Source organism: Salicibibacter kimchii (genome assembly GCF_003336365.1).
Taxonomy (GTDB): Bacteria; Bacillota; Bacilli; order Bacillales; family Marinococcaceae; genus Salicibibacter; species Salicibibacter kimchii.
The window spans coordinates 897259-911367 of record NZ_CP031092.1 but is presented as its reverse complement, the minus strand read 5'-3'; the positions used below and the strand labels follow the sequence as shown (position 1 = coordinate 911367).

Annotated in this window: 12 protein-coding genes; all 12 read left to right on the top strand. The window is 38.1% G+C overall.

All coding sequences use genetic code 11. The features are described 5' to 3' along the window. Positions 1-138 precede the first annotated feature (138 nt). Entirely contained in the window at positions 139-1695 is a 1557-nt protein-coding gene (locus tag DT065_RS04640; RefSeq protein WP_114371317.1) for an acyl-CoA carboxylase subunit beta, read from the top strand. 26 nt (positions 1696-1721) lie between these two features. Further along, positions 1722-3254, top strand: coding sequence for an ABC transporter substrate-binding protein (locus DT065_RS04635; RefSeq protein WP_160112409.1), 1533 nt, complete (start codon positions 1722-1724; stop codon positions 3252-3254). A 69-nt stretch (positions 3255-3323) separates the two neighbouring features. Then, positions 3324-4271, top strand: coding sequence for an ABC transporter permease (locus DT065_RS04630; RefSeq protein WP_114371313.1), 948 nt, complete (start codon positions 3324-3326; stop codon positions 4269-4271). A 19-nt stretch (positions 4272-4290) separates the two neighbouring features. Then, complete coding sequence (locus DT065_RS04625) at positions 4291-5130, top strand: ABC transporter permease (RefSeq protein ID WP_114371311.1); 840 nt, start codon at positions 4291-4293, stop codon at positions 5128-5130. Between the two features lie 31 nt (positions 5131-5161). After that, the gene (locus DT065_RS04620; RefSeq protein WP_114371309.1) at positions 5162-6163 is read left to right on the top strand and encodes an ABC transporter ATP-binding protein; all 1002 of its coding nucleotides are present in this window, start codon (positions 5162-5164) and stop codon (positions 6161-6163) included. Next, positions 6156-7145 carry an ABC transporter ATP-binding protein gene (locus DT065_RS04615; RefSeq protein ID WP_114371307.1) on the top strand — a complete coding sequence of 330 codons (990 nt, stop codon included), beginning with the start codon at positions 6156-6158 and terminating at the stop codon, positions 7143-7145. Before DT065_RS04620 ends, DT065_RS04615 begins: the two co-directional genes overlap by 8 nt. A 33-nt stretch (positions 7146-7178) precedes the next feature. After that, positions 7179-8894: an AMP-binding protein gene (locus DT065_RS04610; RefSeq protein ID WP_114371305.1), complete on the top strand. Its 1716-nt coding sequence runs from the start codon at positions 7179-7181 to the stop codon at positions 8892-8894. A gap of 1 nt (position 8895) precedes the next feature. Further along, the gene (locus DT065_RS04605; protein ID WP_114371303.1) at positions 8896-9111 is read left to right on the top strand and encodes an acetyl-CoA carboxylase biotin carboxyl carrier protein subunit; all 216 of its coding nucleotides are present in this window, start codon (positions 8896-8898) and stop codon (positions 9109-9111) included. A 59-nt stretch (positions 9112-9170) separates the two neighbouring features. Further along, positions 9171-10358: a CaiB/BaiF CoA transferase family protein gene (locus tag DT065_RS04600; RefSeq protein ID WP_114371301.1), complete on the top strand. Its 1188-nt coding sequence runs from the start codon at positions 9171-9173 to the stop codon at positions 10356-10358. Between the two features lie 31 nt (positions 10359-10389). After that, positions 10390-11757, top strand: a complete 1368-nt coding sequence (locus DT065_RS04595; protein WP_114371299.1) for an acetyl-CoA carboxylase biotin carboxylase subunit — start codon at positions 10390-10392, stop codon at positions 11755-11757. A gap of 145 nt (positions 11758-11902) precedes the next feature. Continuing rightward, positions 11903-12232, top strand: coding sequence for an AMP-binding protein (locus tag DT065_RS04590; protein WP_160112408.1), 330 nt, complete (start codon positions 11903-11905; stop codon positions 12230-12232). A gap of 383 nt (positions 12233-12615) precedes the next feature. Beyond that, the gene (locus DT065_RS04585) at positions 12616-13992 is read left to right on the top strand and encodes a sigma-54 interaction domain-containing protein (protein WP_114371295.1); all 1377 of its coding nucleotides are present in this window, start codon (positions 12616-12618) and stop codon (positions 13990-13992) included. The last annotated feature ends 117 nt before the right edge of the window (positions 13993-14109 follow it).

Here is a 14109-nt window from a genome sequence, read left to right as displayed (position 1 = left end):
TAACTCAAATTTGAGTGTTTTTACTTATTTGCCTAATCTTAAGAGCCTGATTTTAAGAGGTTTACTTTTGGCACAAAAATTGCTTTATATTAATGGTAGATAGATATTAAAACAATAGATTAAAGATGGGGTGGTTTCATGAGTTGGCAACCGGAAGTAGATGAATTAAAAAGATTAGAAGGCCTTGCACGCAAAATGGGAGGCGAAGAAAACGTTGCAAAGCATCATTCTAGAGGAAAGTATACAGTTAGAGAACGTATAGATAAGCTTTTAGACGGCGGCACTTTTCATGAAACGGGAGCGCTAGCGGGTAAGGCGTCTTATGATGAAGATGGGAAAGTAAAGGATTTTAGACCAGCAAACTTTATATTAGGGACAGGCAGAATAAGAGGCCGGAAAGTTGTTGTTGGGGCAGATGACTTTACGGTTCGCGGAGGTGCATCAGACGGAAGTATTCGTGGAAAGCAAGCGTACTCAGAATTAATGGCTCATGAACTTCAACTACCCGTTGTTAGATTAGTTGATGGTACGGGCGGTGGAGGAAGCGTTAAAAGTCTTAATGATACCAGTGCTACATATGTGCCGGTGAACCCTGCTTGGGATCATGTAGTTAAAAATATGGGACGAGTACCTGTAGTTGCAGCAGCAATGGGATCCGTTGCTGGCCTCGGGGCCGCGAGGGTAGCCGCCTCTCATTTTTCCATAATGATCGAAGAAACCTCACAAATGTTTGTAGCTGGACCTCAAGTTGTGAAGTATGGCAGAGGATACGAGTTAACAAAAGAAGAACTGGGTGGTGTTCAGGTTCACCGTTCAAGTGGAGCGATTGATAATATTGTTCGGACAGAGGAAGAGGCGTTTGAACAAATTAAAATGTTTTTGTCATATCTTCCTAGTAATGTTTGGGAATTACCTCCATACCAAGAAACGCAAGATAGAACTGATAGAAAAGAAGAAGACCTTTTATCAATCATTCCAAGAAATAGGCGAAGGCCATATAAGATTCGCAACATACTAGAAAAAGTGTTAGATCAAAATTCGGTATTTGAAATGGGAAAGTATTACGGTGCGGGGACGGTGACCGGATTTGCAAGGCTAAACGGTTATCCTGTTGGATTTCTAGCATCGGATCCTTATGTTTTAGGAGGTGGACTTACAGCCGAAAGCAGTGAAAAAATAGAACGTTTCGTTGATTTATGCCAAACCTTCCATTTACCTATCGTCAATTTTGTTGACCAACCGGGGATGGTTATTGGTTTAGATGAGGAGAAAAAAGGAACGATTCGTAAAGGTGTCCGGGCTATTTCAGCAATATACCAGGCTTCAGTGCCAATGATTGAGATTATTCTCAGAAAGGTTTTTGGCGTCGGAGGAGCAGGTATGATTAACGGACATGGTCTTCATAAACGCTATGCATGGCCTTCAGGAGATTGGGGTTCATTGCCCATTGAAGGAGGAATACAAGTTGCGTACCGAAGAGAGCTTGAAGCAAGCGATGATCCTGATCAGTTATTAAAAGAACTGAATGACAGTATGGAAGAAATACGTTCTCCTTTCCGAACCGCAGAATCATTTGGGATTGAAGAAATCATTGATCCTCGTGAAACGAGACCATTGTTATGTGAATGGGTTGAAGATGCTTATCAGATCTTACCTCAACTATTAGGACCCTCCTCCCATACAATGAGGCCATAAGTAATTCAATGAGAGGGGAGATCAAAATGCAAAATTTAATAAAGAGGCATTTGCTTTCTTTTATTGTTCTAATGCTCTTTATTATCACTGGCTGTTCCAATGACGAGACGACTGGAAGTGCACAAGATACTGAAAGTCAAAAGGTGAGGGTTGGTTTTAATGCTAATTTGGATAATTTTGATCCGGTTCATGGTAGTAGCGGCAGTGATCATGCCTTACTTTACCCAGTGTATGATACATTGATTTCTTTTGATGAAGATTTAGAACCAGAACCTGGTTTGGCCGAATCCTGGGAATTTACAGATAATGAGACGTTACAACTCAATCTTAGAGATGATGTATTATTTCACGATGGAACTCCGTTTAATGCCGAAGCCGTTAAGTTCAATATAGACAGAGGAATTTCAGAGGAATCACCCCTCAGTGATCTTTCCTCTATTAATGGAGTTGAGATCATGGATGAATTGACCGTAAACTTACATTTGGCTGAACCGGATTCTTCATTAGTTCTTGCTTTGGCTGACCGAGGTGGGATGATGGTTTCTCCAACGGCCTTGGAAGAAGGGGGGGATTCTTATGGGCAAGCGGCAGTAGGAGCTGGCCCATTTGAAGTAGAAGAATGGTCCCCGAATGATAGGATTGTTTATACTAAGTTTGATGGTTATTGGCAGGATGATCATCCTAAGACTGATCAACTGGAAGTATTGATCATGCAAGATGAAATTACACGTATAAATGCATTGCAAAATGATGAAATCGACTTTGCCTATCGGTTACCATCTGGGGATATCTTTAGTTTAGAAAATGATCCTAGCATAGATATTGTTGAATCACAAGCCGTTCCAGTTCATATACTTTATTTAAATACATCCCAATCACCTTTTGATAATAAATCAGTTAGAAGGGCTATACAATTTGGTATCAATCGTGAAGAGTTGAGTCAAGCTATAGACTATGGACAAGGGGAAGGAGCTTATCAACCTTTTCCGAGTGATTATTGGGTATATAATGAAGATTTACAAGACTTGTATGATCCCGATAAAGCAAGAAGCATATTGGAAGAAGAGGGTTTGGATAACGTTTCTGTGTCTATAGGGTATAATGCAACAGCGTACTACGCTCGAGCAGTCGATGTATTAAGACAACAACTCGACGACATAGGAATACAATTAAATACTGAGGCAATGGAAATTACAACGGCCACAGCAACTTATTTTGATGAGCAATCAGTGCCAGCCTTATTATCTAGATGGACCGGTCGCCCTGATCCTCATATGACAATGTCACTTCTTTTTAGTGAAGGTAGTTATTATAATACAGGGAGTCATACTACCGAAGAAATCAATACATTGCTCAATGAAGCGGCGGCCGTAACAGAAGATGAGGATAAACGAGCAGAAATATATGGTGAGATAAGTAGAATTGCTGTAGAAGAAGAAGCGATAATGATCCCTTTGGTTTTTCAGCCGGAAGTGATCGGTATGCATAATGATGTAAAAGGATATGAAGGAAATTTGTTAGGAAAACCTAGATTTGATTTATTGTGGAAAGAAAGTTAAAGGCTTGTATCAAATAGGATCATAATATAATGTAATAAAAGCATTCTTTTGCAAAGATGGGGGGCAACAATGTTTATAAAATTTTTGATTAGGCGAATTGTATACGTTCTTCCTATGATGTTAATTACAACATTTATTGTATTTTCTTTTATATTGTTGATTCCAGGTGATCCAGCACTTGCAATACTAGGGGAAAATGCTACTGAGGAAAATTTACAAATGCTTAGAGAACAATTGGGACTTAATCAACCTGTTCTTATACAGTATTTCACTTGGTTAGCAGATGTGTTTCGGGGAGATTTAGGGGAATCGTTGTTTACTGGACAAGCGGTTGAAGAAGCCGTGTTTAGTAGATTAGGAGTAACTTTTCAACTTGTTACAACCTCAATATTGATAGCAATTATTGCTGGCACTATTTTAGCAATTTTGTCTGTACTAAAACCTAAGAGTTGGATTGATCAGTTTTCCCGATTTATAAGTACATTGGGAGCTGCAATTCCCAATTTCTGGTTAGCCATGCTATTGTTAGCCGCTTTCAGCCTAGCTTTAGGTTGGTTCCCCGCAACAGGGTTTATCAGTATAACTGAAGATCCAATAGGTTTTCTTAGGAGTGTTCTACTTCCTGCAATTGCATTAGGGGCAGTTGGGATGGCTCAAATAACTAGGCATTTGAGGTCAGCATTGATAGAGGTGTTAGAGGCAGATTACATTAGAACAGCTTATTCAAAAGGGTTAAACGTTCGCCAGACTATAATCAACCACAGTTTAAGAAATGCCTTGTTACCGGTAGTAACAACGATAGGGATTTTGTATGGGAATTTAATAGGTGCAACAGTAGTTATCGAATCAATTTTCGCTATTCCGGGTATGGGTCAACTGGCTGTCGATTCTATCTTACAAAGAGATTTTCCCATGCTACAAGGAGTGGTATTGGTAATGATTGTGATCATTATTATCATCAATTTTGCAACCGATATCATTTATTCGCTGCTAGATCCTCGCATTGAATATGATTGAGTGAAGGAGGGAGTGTATTATGAGTTTTCGAGAAATTTTTAAAAGGTTTACTAAGCATAGGGTAGCCTTTATAAGTTTTATATTTTTGGCGCTCCTGACCATTGTCGCTATATTTGCTCCGCTTATTACACCTTATCATGTTGAAGAACAAAATTATCAAAACTTAATGGCGAGCCCGAGCCTTCAACATTGGCTCGGCACTGATGAGTTAGGAAGAGATGTTTTAAGTCGAATTATTATGGGGGCAAGAGCTGCGATTCAAGCTGGGTTAATTGCCATACTCATCCCTTTATTTATTGGTGTACCCCTAGGAATTATTTCTGGTTATTTCGGGGGGATCATTGATGAAATATTTATGAGAATTGTAGATGGAATAATAGCCATCCCTGCGATTTTGTTAGCACTGGGAATTACTGCTGCTTTAGGAGTTAATCTTTGGAACGCTATGATTGCAATTGGGATTGTTTTTACCCCTCAATTTGCAAGATTGGCTAGAGGTCAAACGTTGCAGGTTCGCTCTGAACCTTATGTACATGCAGCAAAAATATCTGGTGCAGGTGCAAATTGGACAATGTTTAAACATATTATACCAAATATTTTCCCACCTATTGTCGTGCAGGCTTCTTTCAATATAAGCTATGCGATCCTTGTGGAAGCATCTTTGAGTTTTCTCGGATTAGGTGCACAGTCTCCACAAATCAGTTGGGGAGGTATGCTTGAGCAAGCTTATAGTCTGATGCATATAGCTCCGCTACTTATGTTATTTCCAGGTTTAGCAATCTTATGTACTCTGTTAGCTGGAAATTTTATGGGCGATGGTCTGAGAGTAGCAATAGACCCCCGATTAAAAAGAGTGTAATGTTTATTTTATTGAGGGAGGTATCAAGTTAGTGGAAGAAGTAGAAAGTGTTATAGAAGTGAAAAATCTAAAAGCGTATATTCCTATTGATCCTAGGACGGAAATTAACCCGGTTAATGATGTCTCTTTTTCTATAAATAAAGGAGAAATTGTAGCTCTAGTTGGTGAATCAGGAAGTGGAAAAAGTGTTACAGCTCTTTCTATCATGGGACTTAATTCTCCTTCTATAAAATATCATAAGGAAAGTGCGATAAATTTTGAGGGCAAAAATTTGATGGGGATGGGTGATAGAAATTTAAGGACGATAAGAGGTAACGATATTTCCATGATTTTTCAAGATCCGATGTTTTCATTAAACCCAGTTCATAAAATTGGTAAACAGATTTCAGAAGCTCTCATTCTTCATAAGAATGTAATTTATAAAAAAGTGAAAAATGAAGTATACGAGATACTCAACAAAGTAGGAGTGTCAGATCCAGGCAGACAAATGGACAACTACCCCCATCAGTTATCGGGTGGGATGAGGCAACGAGTTATGATTGCTATGGCGCTAATATGTCAACCGTCCTTGTTAATAGCAGATGAGCCAACGACTGCTTTGGATGTAACAATACAAGCGCAAATACTAGATATTATGAAAAATTTACAGAAAGATACAGATTTATCAATGTTATTAATAACACATGACCTGGGTGTTGTTGCTGAAATGGCTGATAGGATTCTGGTAATGTATAGTGGAAAGGTTGTTGAAGAAGGGGATGCGTATTCTATTTTTAAACAGCCTCTTCACCCATATACTGAAGGTTTAATGTCTAGTATACCCACACTCGAGGGAGAATCTGAAGAGCAGCTTGAAGCTATTCCCGGTACAGTGCCTAACCCATCAGAACTTCCTAAGGGTTGTAATTTTTATGGTCGTTGTAAATATGGTACGGAGAAATGTAAAGAACAAGAACCAATCTTAGAACCGCTTAATGGAAATCGTGTATCATGCTGGTATCCACTGAAAGGAAGGAATGATATGAGTGGTTGATCCAATAGTATCATTAAAAAATGTGAAGAAATACTATCCAGCTGATAGTGGTTTATTTGGAAATAAAAAAAAATGGATAAAAGCTGTTGACGGTATCAATATGGATATTAATCCTGGGGAAACCATTGGATTAGTAGGTGAGTCAGGAAGTGGAAAGTCTACTATGGGAAGAGTTTTAGTTGGTTTGGAGAAACCTACTGTTGGAGAGGTCACTTTTCAAGGCATTGGAATAGAGAACTACAAAAAAAAAGATTTGGGTAAAGAAATGCAAATGATTTTTCAGGATCCTTACTCTTCTTTGAATCCTAGAATGACTACTGCAAATATTATAGCTGAACCGTTAGTTTTACATGATATAGGAACAAAAAAAGAGAGAAAAAAAAGGGTAGATGAACTTCTTGAACGTGTAGGATTATCCTCTTCTCACGGCAAACGATACCCATCAGAATTTTCTGGTGGACAGCGACAAAGACTTGGTATTGCCAGAGCGTTAGCGCTTGAACCAAAGTTAATTGTATGCGATGAACCTGTATCGGCATTGGACGTTTCAATACAAGCGCAAATACTTAATTTGCTAAAGGATATTCAAAAAGATATGAGCTTATCTTATTTGTTTATTGCACATGGAATACAAGCTGTAAAATACATTAGTGATAAAATTGCCGTTATGTATTTAGGAAAGGTTGTTGAGTTTGCCAATAAAGAAGATTTATTTAAACAACCTTACCACCCTTATACGAAATCTTTGTTATCTGCTGTTCCCAAGCCTGATCCAGAACTAAGGGATAGAGAAAGAATAATTTTAAAGGGTGATATACCAAGCCCTGCTAATCCACCATCTGGTTGTAGTTTTCATACTAGATGTCCAAAGGTGATGGATAAGTGTAAAGGATCCGAACCAACTTTGGAGTATGTTTCAAATAAGAGCATGGTTTCTTGTTATTTGTATGAAGAAGTTAATGAAGTTAAAGAAAGTAGCTAAAAGCAGAAGAAAGATAGAAGGGGAGTGGACTATATGAATGAAGAAAATTATCTTTCAGAACTTCAGGATCTTCGGAGTAAAAACTGGCCAGACAGCTTGCCATCAAAACCAAATTATCCATTTGGGGAAAAACCGCTAACTGAATATCTGGAGAAATGGGCTCAGATTTCACCTGATAAAGCATGCATCATTTATTACGGAAGAGAAATATCATTCGATGAAATGAATGATATGAGTAATCGCTTCGCTTCTTATCTATCGAGTATTGGGTGTAAAAAAGGCGATCGAATAGCTGTTTTTTTACCGAATTGTCCCCAATTTCTCATCGCGTTTTATGGAATTCTCAAGATAGGTTGTATCCATGTGCCAGTTAATCCAATGTTCAAGGAATATGAATTAAATTATGAGTTAAATGATAGTGGTGCTTCCGTTTTAATAACACTTGATCAATTATACCCAACTGCTGAAAAAGTTGTAATTGAAACGGGAGTGAACTCAGTAATAACAACAAGCTTATCAGACTATTTACCAAAAACCCCCACAATGCAAATAAACAAGTCAATGTCTAACCCTAAAATCGAGTATGAGGACGCTGTGGATTTCGAGGACATTCTTAAAAATTGTAAACAGGACTACCCTAAACCAGAAATACACTTAGATGATATCGCAGCATTAAATTACACGGGCGGGACCACTGGCATGCCTAAAGGGTGTATGCATACACAAAGAAATATGATTTATACCGCAGCAAATAGCGCAACATTTAGTAGCAAGGTATCAAGCGAAGATATTCGCCTGAACTACTTACCCATTTTTTGGATTGCTGGAGAGAATACAGGCGTTATTTCTCCAATTTTCAATGGTATTACTCAGATTTTATTATACCGATGGGATCCTGTAGCTGTACTGGATGCTATTCAAAGATATAAAGTTACAATTTTTGGTGGGGTTACGGATAATATAATTGAGTTAATCAACAGGCCTGACATTCAAGATTATGATCTATCCTCTATAGACACAACAATGGTAAGTTCGTTTATAAAAAAGGTGAATATTTTTTATAGAGATAGATGGGAAAAGATAACAGGAAGCATATTAAGAGAAGCGTCTTTTGGCATGACAGAAACACATACTGCGGATACCTTTACGACAGGAATGCAAGAAGGAAATAAAGATCTCTATATGAGACCTATATTTGTAGGATTTCCAGTTCCAAACACTGAAATTAAAATTGTTGATTTTAATACTAAGGAATCGTTGCCACAAGAAACAGAAGGCGAAATTGTTATTAGAACACCCTCACTAATGAGCGGATATTGGAATAAACCTGAGCAAACAGCAGAAACAATAAAAGATAACTGGTTTTATACAGGCGATATTGGTGTGATAAATGAAGAAGGCTATTTACATTTTCTGGGCAGGAAAAAAGAAATGCTGAAAGTTAATGGAATGAGTGTCTTTCCTTCTGAATTAGAGAATATCATTAGTAAGCACGAAGCTGTTGCTGCTTGTGGAGTTATTGGGTTAGATGATACCGATAAGGGGCAAATTCCAATAGCTGTAATTAAATTGGAAAAGACTTATGAAGATATTTCGATCGATGAGTTGGAAAAGTATTGTGAAAAGAACATGGCGAATTACAAAAAACCTATCATTAAAATAATGGAAGAAATGCCATTAACAACTACAGGGAAAATAAAGAAAGATAAATTACAGGAAATTATCAAATCAAATATGAGGAGTTTATAAAATGAAACAGATTACAGCAAGTATGAGTGGAACTGCATGGAAGGTATTGGTGAGTGAAGGCGAGAAAGTTGAAGTTAATGATGAGTTAATCATCTTAGAATCCATGAAAATGGAAATACCCATTGAGGCAGAAGTTTCAGGGCACATCAAAGCCGTCCATAAAAATGAAGGTGATTTTGTAAATGAAGGAGAAGTTATCGTCGAGATTGAGGCATGAGTTTGCAATTTTTGGTTTTGGTGTGATTATTTACATCTGTCTATAAAAGAGGTGGAGATATGCCTGCATTAACGGGAGTACGAGTCCTTGATTTTACTCATTATATAGCCGGTCCTTATTGCAGCCAAATATTAGCTGATCATGGTGCTGATGTTATTAAGGTGGAGCATTTGGAAGGAGAAACCGGCCGCGAGGCAGAGCCGAAATTTGATGAAAAAAGTTTATATTTTGCCTCTCAAAACCGGAATAAAAGAGCTTTGACGTTGAATTTAAAATCAATAGAAGGTCGAGACATTGTCCAGCGGTTGGTAGAAACTGCGGATATTTTGGTAACTAATTATGGTTTAGGTGTCCCTGAGAGATTGGGGATTGGGTATAAAGATATTACTTCCATTAATCCGGAAATAATAATGGTTCATATTACAGGTTTTGGAGCTACAGGCCCATATCGAGATCGTGCTGCTTTTGACGGAATTATTCAATCAATGAGCGGATTGGCTGATCTTACAGGGGACCCGGAAGGGCTTCCTACAAATGTAGGGTTTTATATTGCTGATCATATTGCAGGTCTACAAGGAGCAATGGGGACAATGCTCGCTCTTCAAAGCCGGGAGCGAACGGGAAAAGGACAATATGTTGATATCAGCATGCTCGATGGACTTATCTCCATGTTGGGCTATTATCCCGGGGATGTTTTGCTGTCTGGAAAGAATCATTCACGTGCCGGTGTCAGTGATCCTCGTGCATTTGCCAGTATTTTTCCGACGAAGGATAATGGATTTGTTTATATTGCCCCCGTGCGTCAACCGATGTGGGAGAACTTTGCAAGGATGATAGGGCGGAAGGAGTGGTTGGACCCCGATTCGCCATTTTATAGCCGGGAAGCGCGTTTAGAAAAAGAGAATAGAGAAGAATTGGAAGCGATGATTTCTGAGTGGACCAGTCAACATACAAAAATGGAGATTGTTTCCCTTCTTCAGAATGAAAAAATTCCGTGCGGGCCTGTTCAAACTTTGCTGGATGTGGTTCATGATCCACAGGTGAGGGAGCGGTCAATGATTAAAACAGTGCGCACAACGGACGGCGAAGATCTCCCAGTACCTGGAGTTCCAATTAAGCTTAATGAGACTCCTGCAAATGAGGTTAGCGATCTGCCGGAAATTGGTCAGCATTCTAATGAAATTTTGATGGAACTTGGACTCTCCCCTCAAGAAATAAATTTTTTGAAACAAGAAAAAGTTATTTGAACTAAACTACTACTATACAAGGAGGATGAAGATGTTTAAAAAAGTGCTTGTAGCTAACCGAGGAGCGATAGCTGCACGTATTATCAGAGCTTTAAAAGAATTAAATGTATCAATCGTGGCTGTATATTCTGAAGCAGATAAAAACTTATCATATTTAGATCTTGCTGATGAAGCATATGGCTTAGGTGGATCGTCAGCAAAAGATAGTTATTTAAACCAAGCGCTACTGATCGATATTATTAAACGTTCGGGTACAGATGCGGTTCATCCTGGATATGGCTTTTTATCAGAAAACACGGCGTTTGCAAGTAAGCTTGAAGATATTGGTGTACATTTTATTGGACCGTCGTCTGCGCTGATTAATCTAATGGGTGATAAAAACCGAGCCAGACAAAAGATGTCGGAATTTAGTATGCCCGTAGGAAAAGGATCGGGTGTATTAAGTGATGATGAGAAAGAGATAAAAAATGCCGCTAAGGAAATAGGTTATCCGGTTTTAGTCAAGCCGGCAAATGGTGGCGGTGGGATTGGAATGTTTCCCGTATACAGCGAAGAAAAATTGCTGGACATGGTTAAAAAAGCTAAAGGGATAGCAGAAAAATATTTCTCAGACCAAAACGTCTATTTGGAAAAATATTTTGAAAAGCCTAGACATGTTGAATTTCAAATACTGGCGGATGCTAACAACAATGTTATGCACCTCTATGAGCGAGATTGTTCGATTCAAAGAAGACATCAAAAGATCATTGAAGAATCCCCGGCGCCTAACATTCCTGAGGGAGAAATATTAGAAATCGCTGGGAAAGTCCAGAAGTCTGTTCAATCATTAGGTTATGACAATGTTGGGACCGTTGAAATGTTGCGAGGGCAAGATGGCAGTTATAGCTTTTTAGAAATGAACACGCGATTACAGGTCGAACATGCGGTTACAGAGGAAGTTTTGAATATTGATTTGGTAAAAGCTCAAGTGTTATCTGCGGCTGGCGTAGCTCTGAACGACATTGTTCCAAATGATACGCATCGAACGGGACATGCTATTGAAGTTCGAATATATGCAGAAGATCCGATCACTTTCTATCCGGCTCCCGGCACATTAAAACAATATAAATTACCAGAAGTAGAGGGGATCCGTGTAGAGACGGGATTCAAAGAAGGAAATGACATTACGCCATATTACGATCCTATGATTGCAAAAATTATCGCACATGATGAAACGCGAAAGGACGCCATTACAAAGTTAGTTTCTTACTTAGAAACAATCATTATTGAGGGTGTAAAAACGAATATTCCGTTTTTAATATTTACACTGGAATCAGAAGAATTTCTCAATGGAGATATTGATACAGATTTAGCAAATGTGTTAGTAGAACGAATGAAAAAAGAAAAACAACTTCAATAACTCAATTATAAAACCGCCCTTTGAACTGTCGAGAAAGCAAAGAATAAATGCAAAAAAATGGAGGGTTAACAATAAACTCTTTTTTTTAGCAAGGAGTTTCGGAGACATTAAATTATCGACTTGGAAAAAACCATTACATGAATATTTGATCCAAAATGGGATCGATCATCTAAATCAAACAGCATACAATTTTTATGGTAATGAGATAAGTTGGAGCCAATTGGTGGACGATACGCGACGACTGGCCAAGTTTCTTCTGAACAAGGGAGTTGCGAAAGGAGATAAAGTCGCCTTATATATGCAAAACTGCCCTCAGTATTTACTAGGTCATTACGCAATACAAATGCTGGGCGCAACGGTCGTTCCTTTAAATCCAATGTATAAGGCATTGGAGCTTGAAAATTTCATCAATGAAGCTGAAATTATGGCAATGAGTGCAGGCGAGGAATTGTATGAGCAAGTAAAGGCTCCATGATGGAAGTGTTGCATTTAATATTGCAATAGATAAGATTCTAAAAAGGGAGAAGCAATATTTATAAACAAATATATTATTGAATTTTCACGCAAAACGTTTCACCGCTCGAGGGGAGCGCTTGATAATAAGATTCCCATAAGCACTGAGTTGAAGAGACTGTTGAGATTGAATCATGGCGAACACCACTTTGATTTTGGCTCCTTTAAGTATACCAAAAAAATGAACGAGTTCCGATCAATTTCGGAACTCGTTCAACTTTGCCAGACTTTTTCAATGGCCTCCCCTCTATATGAACTTCCATTATACAAGTAGTAATTGCTCCTAACATAGACGAGCTGTATACTAAAAGTGAGGTGCAAATACTGGATGAAAGGTGGATTTATGTGTACAAAAACAAATTAAAATTCGGGTTTGAATATGATAAATTGATTGAAGCGATAGATCAAATGTATGAAGGATTTCTGCTATCGGATCTTGATGGGCGTATATTTTATGCTAATAAGGCAGTTGCAAATATTGCCGGCGCATCATTAGAAGAGATTGTGGGGAAGACGCCAAAAGAAATGGAAGATGACGGATCAATCATTCAACAATCTACGAAAGTGATGTCTGAAGCACCTATCACGATGATACACAAACTAAGAACAGGCCCGGAAATCTTTATTACGAGTAAACCTATTTATGATGAGAGTGGCAGTATTATTTGTTTTTCAGCTAATTATCGTAATATAAAAACATTAAACTATTTAAATCGTCTTCATGATAGTACGACTAACAATATAAATATTTATAGTGAAACCTATAGGGATAAACGTATAAAAGACTGGATTGGGAACAGCAATATCACAGATCAGTTGAAAGATAAAGTAATAAAAGTGGCAAAGACTGAGGCAATGGTTCTTATTACGGGCGAGTCGGGCGTAGGAAAAGAAGTTGTGGCTAGTAATATCCAACAATTAAGTCTTCGTAAGGATAAGCCATACATTCAAATTAATTGTGGCGCGATACCTCGAGAATTAATTGAAGCAGAATTGTTTGGTTATGAAAAAGGGGCTTTTACCGGTGCTGATACAACAAAAAAAGGTTTTTTTGAAGAGGCTAATGGCGGAACCGTTCTTTTAGACGAGATCGGAGAAATGCCACTCAACTTACAAGTAAAACTATTGCGTGTGATCCAGACAAATAAAGTTACGCGAGTAGGTGGAACCAAGGATATATCGTTAAATGTTAGATTCATTGCATCAACGAATAAAGATTTACTGGAGTCTGTCAAACAGGGTGAATTTCGAGAAGACCTCTTCTATAGACTCAATGTAATTCCAATAAATGTACCTTCCTTAAATGAAAGAAAAGATGACATATTCCCATTATGTGATTACTTTTTACAAAAACATAATAAAAAACACGAGGTGGAGAAAAATTTTGCTCCGGAGACGTTACAATTATTTCAAGAATACCATTGGCCCGGAAATGTAAGACAATTAGAAAATATAATTGAAAGATTAGTCATTATAACGGAAGAAGATGTTATTGCCCCTCCACATATTCCCTCTGAGCTCAAAATAAAGCACAACTTTTCTTCATTGGAAAACATTAAACCCCTAAAGGAGGCCCGTGAAGAAGCCGAAATGAACATGATTAGCATGGCTGTTCAAAAGTATGGAACCATTCGAAAAGCAGCTCGATTTCTTGAAGTGGATCACTCTACACTCGTTCGAAAGATGAAAAAATATAATATCACTCGTGGGAACGGTGCATAACCACACCAAAAACCGTTATTGATGCATTTTTACACCACTTACTTATGCGAAAATGAACCAACTCTTCCATCGTTGGTTGCGTTTCTAGGCTTAAATTTTGGCATGTAAATTGCATTA

Coding starts and splice junctions, on each gene's coding strand:
- DT065_RS04640 (WP_114371317.1), top strand. CDS start 139: ATGAGTTGGCAACCGGAAGTAGATGAATTAAAAAGATTAGAAGGCCTT.
- DT065_RS04635 (WP_160112409.1), top strand. CDS start 1,722: ATGCAAAATTTAATAAAGAGGCATTTGCTTTCTTTTATTGTTCTAATG.
- DT065_RS04630 (WP_114371313.1), top strand. CDS start 3,324: ATGTTTATAAAATTTTTGATTAGGCGAATTGTATACGTTCTTCCTATG.
- DT065_RS04625 (WP_114371311.1), top strand. CDS start 4,291: ATGAGTTTTCGAGAAATTTTTAAAAGGTTTACTAAGCATAGGGTAGCC.
- DT065_RS04610 (WP_114371305.1), top strand. CDS start 7,179: ATGAATGAAGAAAATTATCTTTCAGAACTTCAGGATCTTCGGAGTAAA.
- DT065_RS04605 (WP_114371303.1), top strand. CDS start 8,896: ATGAAACAGATTACAGCAAGTATGAGTGGAACTGCATGGAAGGTATTG.
- DT065_RS04600 (WP_114371301.1), top strand. CDS start 9,171: ATGCCTGCATTAACGGGAGTACGAGTCCTTGATTTTACTCATTATATA.
- DT065_RS04595 (WP_114371299.1), top strand. CDS start 10,390: ATGTTTAAAAAAGTGCTTGTAGCTAACCGAGGAGCGATAGCTGCACGT.